The sequence below is a fragment of the Streptomyces tirandamycinicus genome, assembly GCF_003097515.1.
GTDB classification, from domain to species: Bacteria; Actinomycetota; Actinomycetes; order Streptomycetales; family Streptomycetaceae; genus Streptomyces; species Streptomyces tirandamycinicus.
In genome coordinates this window covers 6,697,765-6,721,860 of sequence record NZ_CP029188.1, presented here as the reverse complement: position 1 = coordinate 6,721,860, position 24,096 = coordinate 6,697,765, and the positions used below count along the sequence as shown (strand labels likewise).

Genomic DNA, 24,096 nt, shown 5'->3' with positions numbered 1-24,096 from the left:
ACCCGGGTTTCCCGGACCGAACCCGGGTTTCCCGGACCGGACGGGGGTTTCGTGGGCCGAGCCGGGCTTTCCCTGCCCGGGCCGGGGCCGCTGCCGTCCCGGCGCCCGCTGCTCTGCCGTCCCGGCGCCCGATCCGGTGCCGGAGGGTGCCCGATCCGGTGCCGGTGCGGTGCCGGTCCGTGTGCGCCCCATGCGCCGCGCGCCTAGCGTGGACGCATGATCCGGTTCGAGGAGGTCGGCAAGGTCTACCCGGACGGGACGACCGCTGTGGACGGGCTGTCCTTCGAGGTCGCCGAGGGCGAACTGGTCACGCTCGTCGGCCCGTCGGGATGCGGGAAGACCACCACGATGATGATGGTCAACCGGCTGATCGAACCCACGTCCGGGCGGATCCTGGTGGGCGGCGAGGACGTCTCCCGGGTCGACCCGGTACGGCTGCGCCGCCGCATCGGCTACGTCATCCAGCAGGTCGGGCTCTTCCCGCACCGGACGGTCCTCGACAACACCGCGACGGTGCCGTCCCTGCTGGGCTGGAAGAAGCGCAGGGCCCGGGCCCGGGCCGCCGAGCTCCTCGAACTGGTGGGCCTGGATCCGAAGACCTTCGGGGACCGCTACCCCGGGCAGCTCTCGGGGGGCCAGCGCCAGCGGGTCGGGGTGGCCCGGGCACTGGCGGCGGATCCTCCGGTACTGCTGATGGACGAGCCGTTCGGCGCCGTCGACCCGGTGGTACGGGAGCGCCTGCAGAACGAGTTCCTCAATCTCCAGGCGACGGTCCGCAAGACCGTGCTGCTCGTCACCCACGACCTCGAGGAGGCGGTGCGGATGGGTGACCGCATCGCCGTGTACGGTCACGGCCGCATCGAGCAGTTCGACACGCCCGGCGCGGTGCTCGGCACACCCGCCACCGACTACGTGGCCCGCTTCGTGGGCGTGGACCGGGGGCTGAAGCGGCTCTCGGTGACCACGATCGACGAGGACGCCTTGGAGCAGCCCCCGGTGGCGCGCCTGGACGAACCGGCCGGCGCCGCGGCGGCCCGGCTGCGGGCCGCGGACGCCCGCTGGGCGGTCGTGCTCAACGCCGGTGGGGATCTGCACGGCTGGGTGTCGGCCGAGTCCCTGGCCCTGGCCGGCGGCCGGGGCACGGTCGGCGACCTGGCGCGCCGGATGGAGGCATGGGTACCGCTCGGGGCTCCGCTGAAGCGGGCCTTCGGCGAGATGCTGCAGCACGACGCCGGATGGGTGGCGGTGGTGGACGGGGCCCGGTTCGCGGGGGTGCTGACCCCGGCGAAACTCCACGAGGCACTGCGCCGTTCGGTGGGCGCCGAGGCCCTGGGGGTGGCCAGGGATGAGGTGGAGTTCGACTCGGTGGCGGACGCCTGAGCCGCCCCCGGCCGACCGCCGGTGCCGCCCCGTGCCGCCCCCGGCCGACCGCCGGTGCCGCGCCGCGCGACACCGACCCGTGCCGCGCCGCGCCGTGCCGCTGGCCCGTGCCACCTCGTGCCGCCCTCGGCCGCCCCCGGGTCGCCGCCCCGTCCGGGTCACTCCGGGAGCAGGCCCTTGGAGCGCAGGTACTGCCGCGCGACGTCCTCGGGCAGCCTGCGCCGGCTGTCGACCTGCTCGTTGAGCCGGGCGAGATCCTCCGTGGTCAGCACCGTGTTCAGCCTGCCGAGGGCCTCCGTGACCCGGGTTCCGCCGGCCCGCGCCCGGTTGACGACGGGGACGATGTGGTCGGCGTTCTGGAGGTGCTTGTCGTCCTCCAGGAGCACCAGCCCGAAGTCGTCGAGCGTGGCGTCGGTGGTGGTGGTGAGGACCATCTGGTCCCGGCCGGACCGAACGGCCTGTTTGGCCTGTGTGGTGCCGACGCCCTTGGGGTCGATTCCGCTGATGCGGATGCCGTACGTCTTCTCCAGCCCGGGTGCGCAGTACGGCCGCCGGACGCATTCGTCACCGGCCGCTAGGCGCACCGGGATCCCGGATCTGCCCAGGTCGCTCAGGGTCCGCAGGTTGTGCGCGCGGGCGAACTCCTCGGTGACGGCGAAGGCGTTCTGGTCGACGGCCCGGCCCGGGTCGAGGACCTTCAGGCCTCGCGGTTCGGCGAGCGAGCGCAGCGCGCGCAGGGTGGCGCCGAGGTCGGGCGAGCCGACGGGCGGCGCGCCGTGACCGTGCGTCTTGGCGTTCAGCCAGTCGGCGAAGGTGGCCGCGTACTCGGGGACCACGTCGATCTGCCCGCTCTCCAGGGCGGGTTCGTAGATCTCCCGGTTGGAGACGGAGATGACCTTCGTGCCGTATCCGGCGTGCTCGAGCAGCAGGGAGTACATCCGGGCGAGCAGATCGCTCTCGGTGAAGCCGGCGGTTCCGATCGTCAGGTGCCTGCTGTCCCCGGGTGGGGCGGTCACCCGTCCCCGGTCCTCCAGGGAAGGCCCGGTGGCGCAGGCGGCCACCGGAACCAGCAGGGCGGCGCACAGGAGTACGGGAAGGACGCGGAGGGAGGAGAGGACGCGCAGCGAGGGAAGGGCGCGGACAGAAGGGAGGGCACGGCGGGAGGGAAGGGCGGGGAGGCGCCTCATGTCGCCGGTCCCCCGGCCCACCCGGGCCCGTACCGCTCCGCGGCCACGAAGACGCCCTCCACCAGCAGCGCGAGGGCGGCGACGAGCACCGCGCCGGCGACCACCTGCGGGGTGGAGGCGAGATGGAAGCCCGCCGTGATGATGCGGCCCAGCCCGCCGCCGCCCGCGAGTGCCGCGACGGTCGCGGTGGCCACGAGCTGGACGGCCGCGATCCGCACCCCCGTCAGGACCAGTGGCGTCGCCAGCGGGAGTTCGACGCGGAGCAGCGTCTGGGTGCCCGTCATGCCCATCCCCCGCGCGGCGCGCACCACGTCCCGGTCCACACCGCGCATCCCGACGTAGGCGTTGGTCAGCAGCGGCGGTACGGCGAACAGCACGAGAGCGACGATGGTGGGCCAGTCGCCCCACGTGCCGATCGGGCTGAGCAGCAGCAGGACGAGGACGGCGAAGGTCGGGACGGCCCGGCCGACGTTGGAGATGTTGACGGCGAGGGCCCCGCCCCTGCCGAGGTGCCCCAGGGTGAGGGCCACGGGCAGGGCGATCGCGCAGCTGATCACCAGACAGACCGATGTGAGGTAGAGGTGCTGGCCGAGGCGGCGCCAGACCCCGTCCGCGCCCGACCAGTTGGCCGAGTCGGCCAGCCAGTCCCAGGTCTGGGCGAGCGTGTTCACGCGGCGGCCCGCCGTGACGGCCGGGTCCACGGGGTGAGCGCCCGCTGGATGCCCAGCAGGGCGAGATCGGCGGCCACGGCGATGAGCACGCAGAGCGCCGAGGCCGTCAGCACCTGGGCCTTGAAGTAGGTGTTCATCCCCGAGTAGATGAGGTTGCCCAGCCCGCCGAAGCCGACGATCGCGCCGATGGTGACCAGTGAGACGGCGGACACGGTGGCGATCCGCAGCCCGGCCATCGCGGCGGGCAGGGCCAGCGGCAGCTCCACGGCCAGGAGCAGCCGCACCGGCCCGTAGCCCATGCCGCGCGCGGCCTGCCGGGTCTCCGCGGGGACGGCACGGAGTCCGGCGAGGATGTTGCGGACCAGCAGGGTGAGGGAGTACAGCACGAGTCCGGCCACGACCAGCGAGGCGGACAGCCCGTACACCGGGAGCAGCAGCGAGAACATCGCCAGGGACGGGATCGTGTAGAGGATCGTCGTCAGTCCGAGCACGGGGCCGGCGGCCCAGCGCCGGCTGCGGGCGGCCATCGCGAGGGGCACGGCGAGGAGCAGGGCCAGTGCCACGGAGGCGAACGTCAGCTGGAGGTGCTGCAGGGTGGCATCCCAGAGGATCTCGCGGCGGGTGGAGAGGTAGGCGCCGCAGATCCACTCGTTGCGCGAGAGGCAGTCGTCGGGAGTCGCCGTCACCCGTCCATTGCAGCCCGGGCGCCCTACTCGCGCGCGCTGTGCACACCTGTCCGAGTGCGTGTGGCACGTCCCGGGCGGTTACGGCTGCCGCGCAGCGCGGGGCCGCACGGCCGCGGGCCCGGAAGTCCGCGGGTCCGGAGGGCGCCGGGTCCGCAAGACCGCGGGTCCGGAGGGCGGGTCCGCAAGACCACGGCCACGGGTCGGGAGAGCGGGTCCGGAAGTCCGATGGTCCGGCGGAGAAGGGCTCCGCAGGACCGCGGGTGGGGACGTTACTGCCGGGCAGGCTCCCCGGCGGGGCGGCCGCCGCGGGCGGTGTCCCGGCGGCGCTCGCCGGGCCGGAGGCCCCGGGGACCGTCCTGCCCGCGGCCGCTGGAACCGTGCACCCGGCCGCCGTCGGGGCCGCTGGACGGGGCCGCCCGGTGGCCGGGGGCCCCGTCCGGCGGCCCCGGCGGACCTGCTCGGCGCAGGGCCCGCGCTGCCGTGGATGCCGGTGGCACCGCGGGCGGCCCGCCGGTCCGGTGGACCGGCGGGCCCGCCGCCCCGTCAGATCTTCTCCTCCTCCGACCGTCCGACGCACAGGGCCCAGATGATCGCGATGTAGAGGGCGATCGCCACCAGGGACCACAGCGGGTAGTACGGCAGGGAGAGGAAGTTGACGACCAGCAGCACCCCGGCGAGGGCGATGCCGAGGATCCGCGCCCACAGGGCGCCCTTGAAGAGGGCGAAACCGGCCGCGACTGCGACGATCCCGAAGATCAGATGCAGCCAGCCCCATGCGGTGAGGTCGAATCGGAAGACGTAGCCGGGCGTCGCGACGAACACGTCGTCGTTGGCGATGCCCATGATTCCGCGGAAGAAGTCCAGGAATCCGGCGATGATCAGGACCACTCCGGCGAACATCGTCAGGCCTCCGGCCCAGGCGAAGTAGCGCTTGGAGTGTGCGGTGGTCGGTTGGGTCATGATGTCCCCTCGTCCTCAACTCAGGAGCTTGTCCTTGGCTCGCTGGAACTCCTCCTCGCTCAGGTCGCCCTTGGACCTGAGCTCGGAGAGCCGGGCAAGCTCGTCCCCCGTTCCGGCGCCCTTGGCGGTCTGCCGGATGTACGCGTTGAAGGCTTCCTGCTGCTCCTGTGCGTGCTGGATCTCGCGCCTGCCCATGTCCCTGCCGCGGACGATCACGTAGATCAGCACGCCGAGGAAGGGAATCAGCAGCATGAAGACGATCCAGGCCGCCTTGGCCCAGCCGTTCATCTCGTGGTCGCGGAAGATGTCCACGAAGACACGGAAGAGCAGCACCAGCCACACGACCCACAGGAAGATCCACATCACGGTCCAGAACGCGCCCAGAACCGGATAGTCGTAAGCGAGGTCGACCGCGTCGTCCATCTCCGTCCTCCTGCCGTTCCCGTCGGACCTCGGATGTCCGCTCGCCGTCAGTGTGGGACGGCGGGCGGGTGGTTCCCTCACCCCACACGGGTGAATCGGCGGCCGGCCGGACCGCGCGGGAGAGCCGGCTGCGGGGCCCGTCGCCGTACCACGCTCGCGGGGCCTGGCACGGGCCGCGCGGTCCCCTTCGCGTCGCGGCCGCCCGCCTGCTCCGGCGGGCCCGTACCGCCGGACGGGTGAGCGGGGACGAGAGCGGCCGACGGAGCCGGCGGCCCCGGAGCCCCGCTCCTCACGCGGTCCGTCCACGGCAGCCGGCCTGCCCGCCACCCGGGTGGCGGGCTCCGGCTTCGCCGTCCCGCGGGACGCGTGCCGCGGGCCCGGGCGCCGGGCGCCGGGCGGGTGCTCCGGCTCACCGCTCACGGCCCGTCGCTCATGGCTCATGGCACATGGCCCGTGGCTCATGGCTCATCGGCGGGCCCCGAGGGCGGTGCGGCGGTTCAGTCGGGCAGCCGGCGCAGCTCCACCACGCGGAGGCCGAGGTCCTGGAACCGTACGAGCAGCCCGTACAGATGTGCCTCGTCGATGACCGGCCCGTACAGGACCGTCTCCTCCGGCACCGTCACTTCGTCGAGCTCGGGAAAGGCACCGGCGACGGCCGGTGACAGATGACCGGAGACGCGGAACTCGTATCGCATGCGAGCACTTCCCCGTGCGTGCGCTGACGGCTCTTGCTGCATGGTGGCGCGGCGGGAGGCGGGCCCGCATCACCCGGACAAGGTGACCCGGCGTTCGGCGTGCGGCGGCGGGTCCGTCCGGCCGGCGCACCGCGGGCCCCCGGCCGGGCCCGGGAAGCCCCGGTTCGAGGAACGGGCAGCGCGCCTGGCACCGGGGCGACGGCGGGAGCGGGGACGCGGTCGCGCGGGACACCGGGACGACGACAAGGACGGCGGCACGGACACCGGGACGACGGCAGGGACGGGGACACGGACGGGGACACGGACGGGGACACGGACGCGCCGGGCCGGTCCGGGAGCACCGAGCCCGGGGAGGCCGAACACCCAGCTCAGAGCAGGCCGATGTCCCGGGCGCGGCGTACCGCCTCGCTGCGGCGGGAGACCGACAGCTTGCGGTAGACGCTCTTCAGATGCGTCTTGACGGTGTTGACGGACAGGAACAGCTCGGCGGCGATCTCGTCGGTCGACATCGTCTGGGCGGCGCACCGCAGCACGTCGCGCTCTCGGGGGCTGAGCTGTTCGACGAGCAGAGGGGCCCCGGCTGCCGCGTCCTCCGGCCCGGAGCGGGTTGCGGTGCCCCGACCGGACCGCTTCTCCGCGTCCGCGGACCGTCCCGTCAGCCAGGCCCCGGCGTCGGCGAGTCCGGGCGCGCGGGCGAGCAGGTGCCGCAGCCACGGTCCGGCCTCGGTGAACGGGGCGCGCAGTCCGTGCGGCCGCGCGGTGCGCACGGCAGCGGCGACGAGCGGCACGGCCCTCGCGGTGTCCCCCTCGACCGCCGCCGACCGGGCTTCGAGGAGCTGTGCGCGGACCCGGACCGCGGGAGGGACCCGCTCGCCGCCGGGGAGCCCGGCGAGCAGCCGGCGCGCCGGTTCGGCGTCTCCTGCGGCGAGCCGGGCGGCGGCAGTGGCGACGGCGACGGCGGGGCCGCCCGTGGGCGCCTCGCCGAGTGCGGCGAGCGCGGCCGCCGGGTCACCTCGTGCCAGATGGACCGAGCATCGGGCCACCGCGATGCGCCCGGCCGCCTCTCCCCCGGCGCGGGCCGGGCCGTCGGCCGAGACGGGTACGTCGTCGAGCGCGGACAGCGCCGCCGTCGCGCGCCCGTGGGCGAGTTCGAGACGGGAGCGCAGCACCGCGGCCTCGGCGGCGGCCGGTACGTCGTGGGCCGTCGCGTGGGCACGGGCGGCGGCGAGGTAACGGCCGGCGCCCGCGAGGTCGCCGCGGTCGGCGGCGACCGCGGCGAGTGCGAGGTGGCAGCGTGCCGTACGCCGGTCGAGGGGAATGCCGTGCTCCTCGGCGGCCTTGAGGCCGTCCCTGGCGTGCGCCTCGGCCTCCCGCAGCAGTCCGTCGACGGCCTCGGACAGGGCCAGCGCGCCGAGGCAGTGGTAGCGGACCGTCCAGGTCTGCTCGTCCGCCGCCGCGGCGAGGGCCGCGGCGAACGCCTTCCGTGCCTCGGACCCGTGCCCCGCGGCGAGGAGGGCGCGGCCCCGGCCGTACCGCCGGAGCGCCTCGATCTCGGGGTGCCGGGTGAGCAGTGCTCGGTCCACCCGGTCCATCAGCGCCCGTACCTCGCGGTCCGGGTCCGGCGTCGCACGGTCCGGGTCCGGTGTCCCGCGGTCCGGGTCCCATCCCTCCGTGGGCGGCGTCCGGCCGTCGCCGCCCCCGGCGGGGGCGGGGGTCCGGGGGGCCGTGCTGCCGGTCCCGGTGTCCGCGCCGGTGAGGAGTCCCAGCAGGGCCCGGGTGAGCAGGACCTCGGGTGCGGCGTCGCGGCCCGGGCGGGCGCCCGCGAGGTGCTTGCGCCCGGCGGCGGCGTCCCCGCGGGCGAGGGCGCAGGCGGCCGCGGCGAGGGCGGGTGCGGTGCCGGGCAGGCCGTCCGGCATCGAGCTGAACAGTCGTTCGAGGCGTGGGCCTTCCGGTCCGGTGAGGAGGCGTCCGGTGGCGAGCCGGTCGACGAGCAGACCGGCGGCGTACGGCCAGTCGTCCGCCGCGGCCGCGTGCTCGATCGCGTCGGTCAGCCGGTCGTGCGCGCCGAGCCAGCATGCCGCCTCGCGGTGCAGCGGCGCGGCGAGCGCCGGGCTGCGGCTGCGCAGATGGGCGCGGAGCACCTCGGCGAACAGCGGGTGGCAGCGGTACCAGGAGGTGTCGCCGATCGGCTCCACGAAGGCGTTGTCGCGGACGAGCCCGCCGAGGATGCGTGCGCCGTCGTCCCGTCCGGTGAGGGCGTCGGCGAGCCCCGGGTGGACGTGGGAGAGGATGCTGGTGCGGACGAGCAGGTCCTGTGTGGCCGCCGGCTGGGCCGCCAGGACCTCGGCCGTGAGGTAGTCGGAGACGGCGTTCTGCGAGGCCGCGAAGGACTGGGCGAAGTGCTCGGCGTCCTCGGCCCGCTGCATCGCCAGGGCGCACAGCCGGAGCCCGGCGGCCCAGCCCTGGGTGCGCTCGGTGAGGACGCCGACGCTCTCGCGGGAGGGAGTGAGACCGTGGCAGCGGAGCAGCTGCGCCGTCTCCCGCGGGGTGAACGCCAGTTCGGACCCGCGGATCTCGCAGACCCGCGCCTCGGCCCGGTAGCGGTGCAGGGGCAGCGCGGGATCGACCCGCCCGATGAGGACCAGCCGCAGGGACGGTCCGGCGTGGGCGAGGACGAAGTCCAGCTCGGCGGCGATGCCGTGGCCCCCGGCGTGTTCCAGCCCGTCGAGGACCAGCACCACCGGCTCGGGCAGCTGGGCGAGGGCGCCGGCCAGCCGCACGATCAGCGAGTGGTCCACGTTGTCGGCGCTCGACGGGCTGCCGACGCCGTCCGGGAGGGGCACCCGGTGGTAGCGGAAGGCGCCGAGGACATAGGCCCAGAACACGCCCGGCGCGTTGTCGTCGCTCTCCACCGTGAGCCAGACCACCGGGCCGGGCGCCAGGTCCGCCTCGCGCCAGGAGGCGGCGAGGGTGGTCTTGCCCGCGCCCGCGGGCCCCGTGATCACCGTGAGGGGCCCCCGGGCTCCCTCGGCGAGCCTGTCCAGCAGGCGCTGCCGGGCCACGAAGGCAGGCGGTACGGCGGGTACCGCGAACTTCGCGGCCAGCAGCGGGTCGCCGCTGGGGTGCAGCTGGGCGTCCTCGGCCATGGGTTCCACCGCCGTGCCGTCCGTTCGTCGGCCTTCATGATCCCAGCGCCCTTTCATGATCGCCAACGGCCGCCGTCCCCGGCAGCGGACGGACCGTGAACGGGCCCCGTACGGAGCGGCGTACGGGGCGGGCGTACGGGGCGGCGTACGGAGCGGCGTTCGGGGCCGTGAACGGGCCCGCGCACGGGGCGGGAGTACGGGGCCGCCACCGGACGGCCCCGTACCCCGCCTCGTACCCAAAGGACGCGGCCGCGGGGCGGTCGGAGAGGCGGCGCCCTCCGTGCGGTTGTGCAATGGCGGTAGGAGAGACGAGCAGGGACTTGCCGGAGGAACCCGGCCGGACGAGGAGCGGCCTCGACGGACGAGGGCGACCTGGGAGACGAGGAGCGACCGGGGGGACGAGGAGGGACCCGGTGGGACGAGGAGGGACCCGGTGGGCCGGGAAGGGATACGGACCGGAGGTGCCATGGTCGACGACGGCAGGACGCGGGCGGTCCGGGCCCAGCGGTGGAGTGCGCGGCTGGCGGTCCTCGCGGCGGCCGCCGTCGTGGTGCTGCTGGTGGCCTCCGGGCTCGGCGGTGTCGCGATGGTGCTGCTGGTACTCGCCGGAACGGCGGTGACGGCGGCTGCTCTCTGGTGGGCGCTGACCCGGCGGGGAGCCGTACGGGTGCTGGCGGTTCTGCTGGCGCTCGCCGCCCCGCTGACCGTGATCTGGCTGCAGGTCCAATCAGGCGTGCTGTGGGTCATGGTGCTGTGCCTCGCCCTCGGGGCGGTGGCCGCCTCCGCCGGATGGGAGGCGCTCGCCCTGGACGCCCGGCACAAGGCCCGGCCGGGGGTTGCGGTACGGCGTCCCGCACGACCGTTCCTGATCATGAACCCGCGCTCCGGTGGCGGAAAGGTGCGCAGCTTCGGGCTGGAGGAGAAGGCCGAGCGGGCGGGGGCGGAGGTCTTCCTGCTGGACCCGGACCACCCGAGCGATGTCGCGGCCGTGGCACGGGAAGCCGTCGCGGCCGGTGCCGACCTGCTGGGGGTGGCCGGCGGTGACGGTACGCAGGCGCTGGTGGCGGGGGTCGCGGCGGAGCGGGGCGTGCCGTTCATGGTGGTACCGGCGGGCACGCGCAACCACTTCGCCCTGGATCTGGGACTCGACCGCGACGACCCGTCGAAGGCGCTGGACGCCCTGACCGACGGGGTCGAGCTCACCGTCGACCTCGGCACCGCCGGAGACCGGGTCTTCGTCAACAACGCCTCGTTCGGGGCCTATGCGCTGGTCGTGCAGAGCGACGCGTACCGCGACGACAAGGTCGGCACCACCCTGGACCTGTTCCCCGACGTGCTGACACACCGCGCGGGTCCGCGGCTCACGGTGCGGGCTGCGGGGACGACACTGTCCTCCCCGCAGGCGGTCCTGGTGAGCAACAACCCCTACCGCGCCGGGGATCGGGCCTCGGTCGCGCGCCGGGACCGCCTCGACCGCGGCGTCCTGGGCGTCCTGGGCGTCACCGTCGACAGCGCCGCCCAGGCCGCCGGGCTGCTGCGCGGCGAACGCTCGCCCGGGTTCACGGCGCTCACCGCCCGCGAGGTCGTCGTCGACGCAGACGCGCCGGAGGTCCGGGTCGGCGTGGACGGGGAGGCGGTGACGATGCCCGTCCCGGTGCGCTGCACCGTCAGGCCCGGCGCCCTGCGGGTCCGCGTCCCCCGCCACCGGCCCGGTGTCCCTCCCGCCCGGCCCCGGCTGAAGTGGCGCCGGCTGGTGATGCTGGCCCTGGCGCGCTGACGGTGTTCGCCCGGTCCGGACGGGCGTGCCCGGGGTGGGACCCGCGCCACGGCACCCGCGGCGGCATCCGTACCCGTACCCGTACCCGTACCCGTACCCGCATCCGTACCCGCATCCGCATCCGCATCCGCACCGCGGCTGCCCCGCGCGCGCACAGCACACCGCGGCGCTCAACGCACCCCGCGCACGCACACCCGTGCCCGCCGCACACCCCGCGCGCACCTCACGCCCCAGCCGCACCGTCACCCGCGCACACCGGCCCCCCGCCCCTTCGCTCGGCGCACCGGCGTGCGGCCCCGCTCACGCCTCCCGCGCGAACGCCTCCAGGATGCGTTCCGCCGCGAGGGTCGCGGTCAGTTCGCCGTCGCGGACCTGCTGTTCGAGGACGGGGCCGAGGGCCCGTACCGCCGGATGGGAGCGGAGACGGCCGAGGAGTTCGTCCCGCACCATCGCCCAGGCCCAGTCGACCTGCTGCTCACGGCGTTTGGCGGCGAGGCGCCCGCCCGCGTCGAGCAGGGCGCGGTGCTGCTCCAGCCGGTCCCAGACCGTGTCCAGCCCACTGGACTCCCGCGCGCTGCAACTCAGCACCGGCGGGGTCCAGGCGGCGTCGGCCGACGGGGTGTCCCCAGGCCCGGCGGAGCTGAGACCGTGGGGACGCATCAGCCGCAGTGCACCGGCCAGTTCCCGCGCCGCGGCGCGGGCGTCGCGCTCGTGCGGGCCGTCGGCCTTGTTGACCGCCAGGACGTCCGCCAGTTCCAGGACGCCCTTCTTGATGCCCTGGAGCTGGTCGCCGGTCCGGGCGAGGGTGAGCAGCAGGAAGGAGTCGACCATCCCGGCGACGGCCGTCTCGGACTGGCCGACGCCGACGGTCTCCACCAGGACCACGTCGTACCCGGCCGCCTCCATCACCACCATGGACTCGCGGGTGGCCTTGGCCACCCCGCCCAGGGTGCCGGCCGACGGCGACGGCCGGACGAAGGCGGCGGGGTCGACGGCCAGCCGCTCCATCCTCGTCTTGTCGCCGAGGATGGAGCCGCCGGTGCGGGTGGACGACGGGTCGACGGCCAGCACCGCGACCCGGTGCCCCATCCCGGTCAGCATGGTGCCGAAGGCGTCGATGAAGGTGGACTTGCCCACCCCCGGCACTCCGCTGACCCCGATCCGCCGTGCGCCGCCGCTGTGCGGCAGCAGTTCGGTCAGCAGCCGCTGGGCCGCGGCGCGGTGGTCGGGCCGGGTGGACTCGACGAGCGTGATGGCGCGGGCGACGGCCGCCCGCTTCCCGTCGAGCACGCCCTTGGCGTACGCGTCGACGTCGATTTCCCTGGCCATCCGCGGCTACAGCCCGTCGTGGCCCAGCGCCGCGCCCAGGCGCTCGACCAGGTCGTGGGCGGCGTCGGGGATGACCGTGCCGGGCGGGAAGACCGCCGTCGCCCCCATCTCCAGCAGGGTCGGCACGTCCTGCGGCGGGATCACCCCGCCGACGACGATCATGATGTCCTCGCGGCCCTCCTCGGCGAGCTGCTCGCGCAGCGCCGGGACGAGGGTGAGATGGCCGGCCGCGAGCGACGACACGCCCACGACGTGCACGTCCGCCTCCACGGCCTGCCGGGCCACCTCGGCCGGGGTCTGGAACAGCGGGCCGACGTCCACGTCGAAGCCCAGGTCGGCGAAGGCCGAGGCGATCACCTTCTGGCCGCGGTCGTGGCCGTCCTGGCCCATCTTGGCGACGAGGATGCGCGGACGGCGGCCTTCCGCCTCCTCGAAGCGGTCGACCAGGCTCCTGGTCCGTTCCACGGACGGCGACTCCCCTGCCTCGTTGCGGTACACGCCGGAGATGGTACGGATCTGGCCCGCGTGCCGCCCGTACACCTTCTCCAGGGCGTCCGAGATCTCCCCGACGGTGGCCTTCGCCCGGGCCGCGTTCACTGCGAGCGCCAGCAGGTTGCCGTCGAGCCCGGCACCGGAGGCCCGTCCGGCGGCCTCGGTCAGCGCGCGCAGCGCGTCCCGGCAGGCGGTCTCGTCGCGCTCCTCGCGGAGCCGGCGCAGCTTGGCGATCTGCTGTGCGCGCACGGAGGAGTTGTCGACCTTGAGGACGTCGATCGCCTCGTCGCTCTCGACGCGGTACTTGTTGACGCCGATGACCGGCTGCCGCCCGGAGTCGATCCGGGCCTGGGTGCGTGCCGCCGCCTCCTCCACGCGCAGCTTGGGGATGCCGGCGTCGATGGCCTGCGCCATGCCGCCGGCCGCCTCGACCTCCCGGATGTGCTGCCAGGCCCGGCGCGCGAGGTCGTACGTCAGCTTCTCGACGTACGCGCTGCCGCCCCAGGGGTCGATCACCCGGCAGGTGCCGGACTCCTGCTGCAGCACCAGCTGGGTGTTGCGGGCGATACGGGCGGAGAAGTCGGTGGGCAGCGCCAGTGCCTCGTCGAGGGCGTTGGTGTGCAGGGACTGGGTGTGGCCCTGGGTCGCCGCCATGGCCTCCACGCAGGTGCGGGTGACGTTGTTGAAGACGTCCTGCGCGGTGAGGGACCAGCCGGAGGTCTGCGAATGCGTGCGCAGCGACAGCGACTTGGCGTTCTTCGGGTCGAACTGCTTGACCAGTTTGGCCCACAGCAGCCGCGCCGCGCGCAGCTTGGCGACCTCCATGAAGAAGTTCATGCCGATCGCCCAGAAGAAGGACAGGCGCGGCGCGAAGGCGTCCACGTCGAGACCCGCGTCCCGTCCGGCGCGCAGGTACTCCACCCCGTCGGCGAGGGTGTACGCCAGCTCCAGGTCGGCCGTCGCACCGGCCTCCTGGATGTGGTAGCCGGAGATGGAGATGGAGTTGTACCGCGGCATCCGCTGCGAGGTGTACGCGAAGATGTCGGAGATGATCCGCATCGAGGGGCGCGGCGGGTAGATGTAGGTGTTGCGGACCATGAACTCCTTGAGGATGTCGTTCTGGATGGTCCCCGCCAGCTTCTCGGGCGGTACGCCCTGCTCCTCCGCCGCCACGATGTAGAGCGCGAGGACCGGCAGCACGGCGCCGTTCATCGTCATCGACACCGTCATCCGGTCCAGCGGGATGCCGTCGAAGAGCTGCCGCATGTCGTAGATCGAGTCGATGGCGACGCCCGCCATGCCGACGTCGCCGGTGACGCGCGGGTGGTCGCTGTCGTAGCCGCGGTGCGTGGGCAGGTCGAAGGCGACCGACAGGCCCTTCTGGCCGGCGGCGAGGTTGCGCCGGTAGAAGGCGTTGGACTCCTCGGCGGTGGAGAAGCCCGCGTACTGGCGGATCGTCCACGGCTGGTTGACGTACATGGTGGGGTACGGGCCGCGCAGGTACGGCGCCACGCCCGGGTACGTGCCGAGGAAGTCCAGGCCCTCCAGGTCGCGGCCGGTGTAGAGCGGCTTGACGCCGATGCCCTCCGGTGTCTCCCAGACCAGGTCGTCGGCGCTGCTGCCGGTGCGCTCCTTGACGGCGGCGCGCCACTGCTCCTCGGTGGCCCCGGCGGCCGGGGTGCCCGGGCCGAGGGCGACCTCGGAGAAGTCGGGGATCTGCGGCACGGAGCCATTCACGGGGCCACTCCCATGCGGTCGAGAACGGAGGACAGCACGCCGACGGCGTCGCAGCCCGTGAAGACGTAGGCGTCGACGCCGGTGTGCTCGCCGGGCCGGCCGGCGAGGAAGACCTGACGGGCACCGGCGGACCTGAGGGCCTCGGCGACCTCCTCGGCCTGCTCCTCGTACAGCGTGTCGCTGGAGCAGAGGCAGGCGACCGAGGCGCCGCTGCGGGCGAAGGCTGCCGCGGCGGTGGCGGCGTCGACCGTCACCGGGTCGTGGACCGGTTCGACGCCGCCGGCCTGGAACAGGTTCGAGGCGAACGCGACCCGTGCGGTGTGCGCGGAGGCGGGGCCGAGCGCGGCGAGGAACACGCGGGGGCGGGCGCCGGTCGCGGCCAGGTGGGCGTCGGAGCGGGCGCGCAGGGCCTCGTAGTCCTCGTCGCGGCGCACCCGGGGCAGCCCGCCCTCGGGGCGGGGCACGCCGGGGGCGGGCTCGCGCTCGACGGGCTTCTCGGCGAGGAAGGGGAACTCGCTGACACCGGTGACGGGTTCACGGCGCTTGGCGAGCCCGCGCTTGCGCTCCGCCCAGGTGGCGGCGATGCGCTCGCCGACCAGGCCGGAGCGCAGGGCTTCGCCCTGACCCCCGGCGCGCTCCAGTTCCTGGAAGAACGCCCAGGCGGCGTGGGCGAGTTCGTCGGTGAGCCGCTCGACGTACCAGGAGCCGCCCGCGGGGTCGGCGACCCGGCCGAGGTGCGACTCCTCCAGCAGGATGGAGGAGGTGTTGCGGGCGATGCGGCGGGCGAAGGCGTCCGGCAGGCCGAGTTCGTGGTCGAAGGGCAGGACGGTCACGGCGTCCGCGCCGCCGACGCCCGCGCCGAGGCAGGCGATGGTGGTGCGCAGCATGTTCACGTACGGGTCGCGGCGGGTCATCATCACCGGCGAGGTCACGGCGTGCTGCCGCTGGGCGGCACCCGCGTCCCCGGCGGCGCCGGACGCCTCCGCGACGCGCGCCCACAGCCGGCGGGCGGCGCGCAGTTTGGCGATGGTGAGGAACTGGTCGGCGGTCGCGGCGTAGCGGAACTCCAGCTGGCGCAGGGCGTCCCCGGTCGCCAGTCCGGCGGCGGTGAGGGCCCGGAGGTAGGCGACGCCGGTCGCGATCGACGCGCCCAGCTCCTGCCCGGCGGAGGCCCCGGCCTCGTGGTAGGGCAGCGCGTCGACGGTCAGCGCGCGCAGCGCCGGGTACCGGTCGTGGGTGCGGCGGGCGAGTTCCACCGCCGCCTCGGCGTCCACGGGTTGCCCGGTGCGGGCGGACACGCCCAGCGGGTCGGCGCCGAGGTTGCCCCGCGCCTCCTCGCGGGGGACGCCCCGCTCCTCGTAGAGCCGCAGCAGCTCGCCGGCGGCGGCCGCGGTGTCCGGGCCGGCGTCGAGGACGACCGGGGCGAGGTCGAGGTAGACGCCGTCGAGGGCCCGGGCGAGGCCCGTGACGGGCACGCCGGCGTCCCCGACGGTGAGCCAGAGCGAGGTGACGCCGTTCTCGAGGTCCGCGAGGACCGCCTCGTTGGTGCGGTCGGCCTCCGGACGCCCGTGGCGCTGGCGCACGTCCCAGCCGCCGACCGGCCGGCCGCCGCGCAGATACGGCGCGAAGCCGGGGTAGCCGGCGTCGGGCGCGGTGTCCCGCGCGGTGTAGAGGGGGCTCGCCACGAGCCCGTCGTCCAGGGCTGTCGCCAGCGCCTCTTCCGCCGCCGAACCCGGCACGTCCTTGCCCGATTTGCGCAGCACACCCTCGACGAGGCGCTGCCACTGCTCATGGGTGGCGTCGGGGAACTCGGAGGCGAGCGTGAGCCCGTCATCAGGCAGAACCGTCATGCTCGGATGCTAGGGCAGGGTTACGGATGAGCAGGATAGGAGACGGCTGTGACCTTGCTCGCTGATTTGGCACTCGGTGCCGCGTCCACCGCCCGACAAGGGCGGGATGTCCGGTGTGCGCACCGCCGGGGCCGCCTCCGGTGCCTCGCGGTCCCTGGCCGCGCGGGCCTCGCGGGCCTTGCGGGCCTTGCGGTCCCTGGCCGCGCGATACGTCGTCAGTGGCCCACGAGCAGTTTCACCGCGATCACGCTCACCCCGATGAGGGTGTCGACGAGCCCGGAGACCACGGCGCTCAGCGGTCCGTTCCCCATCCGCAGCCCGGTCCGCCAGCCCCACACGAACAGGGTGGCCGCCGCGACCGCCGCGCTCAGCAGCAGGGCCGCCTGCAGCTCCAGCACTCCCAGCGCCGAGACGCCGATCAGGACGAGCGGCCCCACGGCGGAGAGCAGCAGCGGGCTGGAGACGTACAGCGCGGCACGGACCTCCCGGAGGGTCGCGCCGCGCCCCGTCAGCGCCCGGTGCGCCTGCTCGTCGGCGACGAGGGTCGCCAGCCAGACCCCGAGCGCGGTCACGGCCACCGTGAGGGCGGACTCCAGGTGCTCGGGGTGCGCCGTCTCGGACAGGGCGACCACGACGGCCGTGAGCGTGATGGTCGCGTAGATGCGCTCCTTGAGCCGGGCCGCCGCGGTCGCGCCCGCCTTCGGGGCACCGGCCGGCGCCCGCGGAGCCGCCTCGTCCGGGCCCTGCCGTCCCGATGCCCCTGACGCCCCTGATGCCCCTGACGCCCCCGATGCCGCCATGTCTCACCGGCCCTTTCCGATGGCACACCGTAGGGGCCCGTGCCGGGTCCGGCCGAGTCGCAGCGCGGGGGTTGGGCCGCCCGGGGTACCGCACGTGGCCCGGCGGCGGACGACGGCCGCCCGGGCGGTGCCCGGCACGGCGGTGCCCACCCGGCGGTGTCCGGCCGGCAGGCGCGGCCGGTAGGCGCGGCCGGTAGGCGCGGCCGGTAGGCGCGGATCGGGCGCTGCTCCGGCGTACGTCCCGGGCACGGCGGGAGCGGGGCCCGGAGCGTGTCGCACAGGCAGGGAGCGCTCCCGGAGCATGTCGGGCACAGGCAGGGAGCGCTCCCGGAGCATGTCGGGCACAGGCAGGGAGCGCTCCCGGAGCGCATCAGGCGCACGCCGTCGTACGTAAGGCGCAGGCCCGGCGCACTACGGGAGCAGGTCCGGCGTACGACGGGGAGGGGCCGGGCGCACTACGGGAGCAGGCGCGGCGGCCCGCCTCGCGGTGCGGCGCCCGCACGGTCCGGGATACGGCGCCCGCCCGCCGCGCGGTCCGGGTCGCCGAGCCGGGCGGTGGGGTGCGTACCCCCGGTCAGCCCTCCGTGCCGCGCGGTACGGCGACGTCGGTGAGCAGCGAGCCCCCGGGGGCGGCCTCCGGCCAGGACGTCTGCTGGGTCAGTACCGCGATGGCCGAGGTCGGGAACTTCTCCTCGACCCGCTGGAGGGTGTCGCCGAGTCCCTCCGACGCCAGCAGCAGCACGAACTCCTCGAGCGCCGGATTGTGGCCGACGAGCAGCAGGGTCGCCACCTCGTCCGGGGTTTCCCGCACCACGGCGAGCAGGTCCTCGGCGTCCGCGCCGTAGAGCCGCGGGTCATGGCGGACCGCAGGGCCGGAGGGGAGCTCCCCGGCCGCGAGGTCCCAGGTCTCGCGGGCCCGGACGGCGGTCGAGCACACCACGAGGTCCGGGACGCAGCCTGCGTCCCGCAGCCAGCGGCCCGCGGCGGGGGCGTCGCGCAGCCCGCGGTCGGCCAGTGGCCGCTCGGCGTCGGCCACGCCGGGCGGCCGGGCGGACTTGGCGTGCCTGAGGACCACCAGTCGTCGGAGAGTCGTCATGGGTCCTCCACCCGTGGGGCCTCCACCCGTCGTGAGCGGCGACAGTCTGTGGGCCGCAAGCTTTCCATCCCCCGGCGGCCCGGGCCAGTGCACATACGCGGCTATCGCCGCCCGGCCGCCGGAAGTGCGCCCGTGTGCTCCCCGGGCGGCGGGCTGCGGTCCGGCCGGGCCCGCACCACCAGCGAGGCGGGCGCCGCCGCGGGCGCCGGGGGCAGCCGGAGGGGGCGGCTCCCCGGGGTGATCGAGCCGAGGACCCGCGGCCCGAGCGCCCCGGTGCACGACGGCGCGTTGCCGGGCAGTCCGTGCAGGGTGAGGTAGCCGAGGACGGCGAAGGCGCAGGCCTCCTTCGCGGACGACGGCAGGCCGAGTTCGTCGGAGGTCCGCAGGGCGACCCCTGCCAGCTCGTCCCGGAGCATGGCCGTCAGTACGGGGTTGCGGGTGCCTCCGCCGGAGGCGATCAGCTCGGTCGCACCCAGTGGCCGGACCGCGTCGGCGACGGTCCGCGCGGTCAGCCGGGTGACGGTGGCGACCACGTCCTCGGCCGGGAGTCCTCCGAAGCCCTCCAGCGCGGCGCGCAGGTATCCGCGGTGGAAGAGCTCCTTGCCGGTGGTCCTGGGGGCGGGCCGGCGGTAGTAGGGCTCGTCGAGCAGCCTGCGCAGCAGCGGCTCGTGGACGCGGCCGGCGCCCGCGAGCGCCCCGCCCGCGTCGTAGGCGAGCCGTCCGCCCGTCAGATCGTGCGCCGCGGCGTCGATGAGCGCGTTGCCCGGCCCGGTGTCGAAGGCGACCGGCCGCCCGCCGCGGGGCAGGACGGTCACATTGGCGATGCCGCCGATGTTGAGTGCGGCGGGCACGCCCGGGCGCCCGCGCAGCCACATCAGGTCGACGAGGCTCACCAGCGGGGCGCCCTGGCCGCCGGCCGCGACGTCCCTGGTGCGGAACCCGGACACCACGGTGCGGCCGGTGGCCTCGGCGATCCACGCCGGCTCGCCGATCTGCAGGGTGCCGTGCACCCGGTCGTCCCCCGCCCAGTGGAAGACGGTCTGGCCGTGCGAGGCGACCAGTTCCGCCGCTCCGCCGCAGAGTTCGCGGTCGGCGTGTACGGCGACGTCCGCGAAGGCCCGGCCGACGAGCGTGTCCAGCCGGCACACGTCCGCCAGGGTCGTCGTGGCCGGCGGCAGGGCACCGGCGAGCAGTGCCCTCAGGTCGTCGTCGTACGGCTCGCTCACCATGCCCAGTGGCGTGAGGACCAGCGTGCCGTCCTCGACCGTGAGATCGGCGGCGGCCGCGTCGATGGCGTCGTACGACGTGCCCGACATCAGTCCGACGACCCTCATCGCAGCGGCCTCCGGTGGTCGTCGCCGCGCAGGGTCAGCAGGGCGAGGACGCTGACGGCGCAGGCGCCCGCCGCGTAGTAGGCCGGGATGTCGGTGTCGCCGGTGCGTGCGACGAGCTCGGTGACGATGAGCCCGGCGCAGCCGGAGAACACCGCGTTGGACAGCGCGTACGCCACCCCCAGTCCGGTGCAGCGGACCCTGGTCGGGAACATCTCGGCCAGCATGGCCGGGCCCGGGCCGGCCATGAGCCCGACGACGGCGCCCGCGACCAGCACCGCCGCGCCCTTCGCCGCCGCCGGGGCCCCGGTGTCCTGGAGCAGGTCGATCAGCGGCAGGGCCAGCAGCACCACCAGGCCCGCGCCGGAGAGCATGACGGTCCGGCGCCCGAGGCGGTCGCTGAGGAGCCCCGCGGGAATGATCGAGGCGGCGAAGCCGAGGTTGGCGAGGACCGTGGCGAGCAGCGCCTCGCGGAACGAGGCACCGAGGGCCGACTGCAGGTAGGAGGGGAGGACGACGAGGAAGGTGTATCCCGCCGCCGCCCAGCCCATGATGCGGGTTGCGCCCAGCACGATCGCCCGCGCCACTTCTCCCCTGCCCGGTGGCGGAGTTGCGGGGTCCGCCGCCTCGGCGCGGCGGAAGCTGGGCGTCTCCTCCAGCCGCAGCCGCAGCCACAGGGCGACGAGGCCGAGCGGCAGCGTCAGCAGGAACGGGATCCGCCAGCCCCAGTCGTTCAGCGCGGCCTCGGAGAGCACGGTGGCCAGCAGCGCGGCCGCGCCGGCGCCGCCGAGCAGGCCGAGGGCGACGGTGAAGGACTGCCAGGAGCCGTAGAGACCTCGCCTGCCGGGCGGGGCGAACTCCGTCATCAGGGAGACGGCGCCGCCGAACTCACCGCCCGCGGACAGGCCCTGGAGCACCCGCAGCAGGGTGAGCAGCCAGGGCGCCGCAGCGCCGACGGTGGCGTAGGTGGGCAGCAGCCCGATCATCGTGGTGGCGAGCGTCATCAGGCCGATGACCAGGATCAGTGTGGGGCGCCGGCCGATGCGGTCGCCGAGCCGGCCGAAGAGCACGGCTCCGACCGGCCGGAAGAAGAACGCCAGCGCGAAGGAGGCGTAGGTCCTGACGAGGGCCTCGACGTCGCTGCCGCCCTCGGGCGTGAAGAAGTTGGCCGCGATGACGGTGGCGAAGTAGCCGTACACGCCGAACTCGTACCACTCGACGAAGTTGCCGACGGAGCCCGCGAGCAGGGCGCGACGGGAGCGGGCGGGCGGCGGCGGCGCGGGAAGCCGCAGGGCTGGTTCGGTCATCCCCTCTACGTGCCCACGACAACACTTCCGGAATCGTCTCTTCCGGGGGTGCCGGACCCGCTCGCGCGGGGCCGTCCGGTGCGCGGCGCACGGCGGTGGCACGGCCGTCGCGCGACGGCCGGAAGGCGGCTCCCCGCCCCGGCGGGGAGCCGCCGTGTGACCGCGCCGTCCCCAGTGGTGGCCTCCCCGGCGTGGGAGAGACTGGGAGCAGGGACCGGAAGCGGAAACCACAGGCGGAAGCCGGAAGCGGAGACCTGGAGCGGTAGCGGAGACCGGTGGCGGTAGCGGTAGCGGAGACCGGTGGCGGTGGCGGTGGCGGAGACCGGAAGCGGAGTCGCTCCGACTCAGGCGAGGCTGGTTGCGATGGGCACAGGCGGCGTCACCCGGAGCAGTGACGGGCGCGAGCCCGCCGTGGCGGGCGGCTGGGCCAAGGTCGTGGTGGACGCGCGGGGCGTGGTGACCGGATGGAGCTCGTCGGCCCAGCGACTGCTCGGCTACCCGGCGGACCGGGTCCTCGGCCGACCCGCCGTCGAGCTGCTGGCCACGGCGCACGAGGCGGCCGCCCTGGGATGGCCCCCGGCGGCCGCCGCGCCCCCGCCCGCCGGAACCGGACCCACCACGGCCGCCGGCTCCGGCCCGGACCCGGGCCTTGGCCCCGGTTCGGGCGGGGACCGCCGTCCCGACGCGGAACCCCACCCCCGGGCCGCGTCGGCGGAGTACGCCGGTTCCGCCTCGGCGGCGGACGCCGGCTCCGTGTCGGCAGCGGACGCCGGCTCCGTGCTGCTGCGGCACAGCGACGGCGCACTGCTCGCCTGCCGCGTCGGCATCCGCCCCTCGGCGGCCGGCGGGCCCGACGCTGGCTGGGAGGTACTGCTCGGTCCCGCCACGGCGGGACCGGCACCCGACAGCGAGCTCGACAGGGCACTGCTGGAGGCGCTGTTCACCCGCTCACCGGTGGGACTGTTCGTCGTCGACCCCCAGCTCCGCCTCATCCGTGTCAACCCGGCGGCGGAGGGCATGCAGGGCGTGGCCGTCGAGGCCGTCCTGGGAAAGCGGCCCGGGGAGGTGTGGCCCGAGTTCAGCGCGGACCTCACCGAGCAGGTGATGGGCCAGGTGCTGCGCACCGGCCGCCCCGTCATCGGCTGGGAGAAGCACGGCAGGCCGCCCGGCGACCCGGGCCACGAGCATGTGTACTCGACCTCCTCCTTCCGGCTGGAGGACGCCGAAGGCCGCGTCCTCGGGGTCGCCGACGCCGCGGTCGACGTCACCGAGCGCCACCGGGCACAGGAGCGACTGAAGCTGCTCGCCGAGGGCGGGGCCCGGATCGGGACGAGCCTCGAGGTCACGCGCACGGCCCAGGAGTTGGCCGAGGTGACGGTGCCACGGCTCGCCGACAGCATGGCCGTCGAGGTCCTCGAGGAGGTGCTCGCCGGCGAGGAGCTCTTCCCCGGGCCGGTGCGCCCCGGGGCGGTACTGCGCCGGGCGGCCTCCCTGGCGAGCGGCCCGGCGGAACCGGCGGGTGTGTACGCGGAGGGTGAGGTCAGCACCTTTCCACCCGCCGCCCCTTCCCTCGACGCGCTCACCGATCTCCGGCCGCGGCTGGTCGGCTCGGTGGAGGCCGACAGCGCGTGGGTGCTCCAGGACCCGGCACGCGGTTCGCGGATCCTCCAGGACAGGGTCCACTCGCTGATGGTCGTACCGCTCGTCGCCCAGGGCCGGGTCCTCGGCGTCGCCACCTTCTACCGCTGGGGTGCGCAGGGGCCGTTCCGCGACGACGATCTGACCCTCGCGACGGAGCTCGCCGGGCGCACGGCGGTGTGTCTGGACAACACGCGCCGGTACCTGCGGGAGCGCAACACGCTGCTGGCCCTGCAGCGCACCCTGCTGCCCGGGGAGCTGCCGCACCATCACGGGGTGGAGGTGGCCCACGAGTACGTGCACGCGGGTACCGGCGGCGACTGGGTCGACGTCGTCCCGCTGTCGGGGGCGCGGGTCGCGCTCGTGGCCGGGAGCGTCCCCGGACGCGGCGTCGCCACCGCCGCCGCCATGGGACGGCTCCGGGCGGCGGTGCACACCCTGTCGGATCTGGACCTGGATCCCGAGGAACTGCTCGCCCGCATGGACGACCTGGTACGGCGCCTCGGCGGTGGTGACGGCCCGGAGGAGCCCCTCGGCGGACGGCGGTACGACCGCGGCACGGAGCCCCCCGCTCCGCCGGGCGGAGCCCCGGTCACCGGCGGGCGGACCGGAGCTCCGGCCACTGAGGAGGCGGCCGGGACCCCGGCCGCGGGCGGGGAGACGAGGCCCCCGGCCACGGGCACGGAGACCGGGTGCACCTGTCTGTATCTCACCTACGACCCGATCTCGCAGCGCTGTGCCGTCGCGAGCGCCGGCCATCCCGCTCCGGCCGTGGCGCAGCCGGACGGCACGGTCAGGGTCCTCGACGTCCCGGCGGCCGCCCCGCTCGGCCGCCCCGGGGCGGCGTTCCGCAGGACGGAGGTCGACCTGCCGGAGAACGCGGTGCTCGTGCTCTACACGCCGGGTCTGCTGCACGCCGGCGCGGGCGGCGCAGCCGAGGACTCCGCGGACCGGGCCGGAGCGGACCCGTCCGGAGCGGGCCAGGCCGCGGAGGAGGGCCAGGCCGCGGAGGAGGGCGGTGACGCCGCGGAGCCGGCCAGGTCACGGCTGCTGGGCACGCTCGCGCGGGCCCCGGGCTCCGTACGGGAGACGGGCCGGATGCTGCTGGAGGCGCTGATGCCCGCCCGGCCCGGGCAGGACGCGGCCCTGCTCGTGGCGCGTACGCACGCGCTGGGCCCGGGCCGGGTCGCGAGCTGGGACCTGCCGAGCGATCCGGCCGTCGTCTCCACCGCGCGCTCCCTGGTCACCCGTCAGCTGTCCGCATGGGCGCTCGACGACGCCGCGTTCGCCACCGAGCTGATCGCGAGCGAGCTGGTCACCAACGCGATCCGGTACGCGGGTGCGCCGGTACGGCTGCGCCTGATCCGCGACCACGTCCTGACCTGCGAGGTGTCCGACGGCAGCAGCACCTCGCCCCGGCTGCGCCATGCCCGTACGACCGACGAGGGCGGCCGGGGCCTGCTGCTGGTGGCGCAGTGCTCCGAGCGCTGGGGCACGCGCTACACGGAGGACGGCAAGACCATCTGGGCCGAACAGTCCCTCGCCTGAGGGCCCCGCTCCCCGTGCGTCGCCGGCTTCCCGTACCCCGCCG

Annotated in this window: 17 protein-coding genes; 3 read left to right on the top strand and 14 right to left on the bottom strand. The window is 75.1% G+C overall.

What is annotated here, in order from left to right:
- Positions 1–216 precede the first annotated feature (216 nt).
- Positions 217–1,380 (top strand): ABC transporter ATP-binding protein, encoded by a 1,164-nt coding sequence (locus tag DDW44_RS29010; protein WP_018890492.1) that lies wholly within the window; start codon positions 217–219, stop codon positions 1,378–1,380.
- Positions 1,381–1,538: 158 nt separating this feature from the next.
- On the opposite strand, the gene DDW44_RS29005 is transcribed toward DDW44_RS29010, so the two are convergent.
- From DDW44_RS29005 to DDW44_RS28975, 7 genes are all read right to left on the bottom strand, one after another.
- Positions 1,539–2,567, bottom strand: a complete 1,029-nt coding sequence (locus tag DDW44_RS29005; protein ID WP_244224143.1) for an ABC transporter substrate-binding protein — start codon at positions 2,565–2,567, stop codon at positions 1,539–1,541.
- Complete coding sequence (locus tag DDW44_RS29000) at positions 2,564–3,238, bottom strand: ABC transporter permease (protein ID WP_027732724.1); 675 nt, start codon at positions 3,236–3,238, stop codon at positions 2,564–2,566. The genes DDW44_RS29005 and DDW44_RS29000 overlap by 4 nt, the downstream gene beginning before the upstream one ends.
- Positions 3,235–3,924 carry an ABC transporter permease gene (locus DDW44_RS28995; protein WP_108908334.1) on the bottom strand — a complete coding sequence of 230 codons (690 nt, stop codon included), beginning with the start codon at positions 3,922–3,924 and terminating at the stop codon, positions 3,235–3,237. Before DDW44_RS28995 ends, DDW44_RS29000 begins: the two co-directional genes overlap by 4 nt.
- Before the next feature lie 543 nt (positions 3,925–4,467).
- Entirely contained in the window at positions 4,468–4,884 is a 417-nt protein-coding gene (locus DDW44_RS28990) for a DUF7144 family membrane protein (protein WP_017948600.1), read from the bottom strand.
- Between the two features lie 15 nt (positions 4,885–4,899).
- Complete coding sequence (locus DDW44_RS28985; protein ID WP_017948599.1) at positions 4,900–5,307, bottom strand: SHOCT domain-containing protein; 408 nt, start codon at positions 5,305–5,307, stop codon at positions 4,900–4,902.
- 497 nt (positions 5,308–5,804) lie between these two features.
- Positions 5,805–6,002 (bottom strand): hypothetical protein, encoded by a 198-nt coding sequence (locus DDW44_RS28980; protein WP_017948598.1) that lies wholly within the window; start codon positions 6,000–6,002, stop codon positions 5,805–5,807.
- 368 nt (positions 6,003–6,370) lie between these two features.
- The gene (locus tag DDW44_RS28975; protein WP_108908333.1) at positions 6,371–9,148 is read right to left on the bottom strand and encodes a helix-turn-helix transcriptional regulator; all 2,778 of its coding nucleotides are present in this window, start codon (positions 9,146–9,148) and stop codon (positions 6,371–6,373) included.
- A gap of 466 nt (positions 9,149–9,614) precedes the next feature.
- Here DDW44_RS28975 and DDW44_RS28970 point away from each other — a divergent pair, with 466 nt between their 5' ends.
- Positions 9,615–10,925 (top strand): diacylglycerol/lipid kinase family protein, encoded by a 1,311-nt coding sequence (locus tag DDW44_RS28970; protein ID WP_108908332.1) that lies wholly within the window; start codon positions 9,615–9,617, stop codon positions 10,923–10,925.
- A 300-nt stretch (positions 10,926–11,225) separates the two neighbouring features.
- Here DDW44_RS28970 and meaB read toward each other — a convergent pair whose 3' ends face one another.
- The 7 genes from meaB to DDW44_RS28930 all read right to left on the bottom strand — a co-directional run bounded on the left by meaB (position 11,226) and on the right by DDW44_RS28930 (position 20,867).
- On the bottom strand, positions 11,226–12,254 hold the full coding sequence (gene meaB / locus DDW44_RS28960; RefSeq protein WP_018890479.1) for a methylmalonyl Co-A mutase-associated GTPase MeaB: 1,029 nt from the start codon (positions 12,252–12,254) through the stop codon (positions 11,226–11,228).
- Between the two features lie 6 nt (positions 12,255–12,260).
- Complete coding sequence (scpA, locus tag DDW44_RS28955; RefSeq protein ID WP_108908330.1) at positions 12,261–14,483, bottom strand: methylmalonyl-CoA mutase; 2,223 nt, start codon at positions 14,481–14,483, stop codon at positions 12,261–12,263.
- On the bottom strand, positions 14,480–16,333 hold the full coding sequence (mutA, locus tag DDW44_RS28950) for a methylmalonyl-CoA mutase small subunit (protein WP_108908329.1): 1,854 nt from the start codon (positions 16,331–16,333) through the stop codon (positions 14,480–14,482). Before mutA ends, scpA begins: the two co-directional genes overlap by 4 nt.
- Before the next feature lie 215 nt (positions 16,334–16,548).
- On the bottom strand, positions 16,549–17,133 hold the full coding sequence (locus DDW44_RS28945) for a hypothetical protein (RefSeq protein ID WP_208648021.1): 585 nt from the start codon (positions 17,131–17,133) through the stop codon (positions 16,549–16,551).
- Between the two features lie 574 nt (positions 17,134–17,707).
- Complete coding sequence (locus DDW44_RS28940) at positions 17,708–18,229, bottom strand: SixA phosphatase family protein (RefSeq protein WP_208648020.1); 522 nt, start codon at positions 18,227–18,229, stop codon at positions 17,708–17,710.
- Between the two features lie 101 nt (positions 18,230–18,330).
- Entirely contained in the window at positions 18,331–19,563 is a 1,233-nt protein-coding gene (locus tag DDW44_RS28935; RefSeq protein WP_108908327.1) for an anhydro-N-acetylmuramic acid kinase, read from the bottom strand.
- On the bottom strand, positions 19,560–20,867 hold the full coding sequence (locus DDW44_RS28930; RefSeq protein ID WP_108908326.1) for an MFS transporter: 1,308 nt from the start codon (positions 20,865–20,867) through the stop codon (positions 19,560–19,562). Before DDW44_RS28930 ends, DDW44_RS28935 begins: the two co-directional genes overlap by 4 nt.
- 363 nt (positions 20,868–21,230) lie before the next feature.
- Between DDW44_RS28930 and DDW44_RS28925 the strand changes: the two genes are divergently transcribed.
- Positions 21,231–24,053 (top strand): SpoIIE family protein phosphatase, encoded by a 2,823-nt coding sequence (locus DDW44_RS28925; RefSeq protein WP_108908325.1) that lies wholly within the window; start codon positions 21,231–21,233, stop codon positions 24,051–24,053.
- The last annotated feature ends 43 nt before the right edge of the window (positions 24,054–24,096 follow it).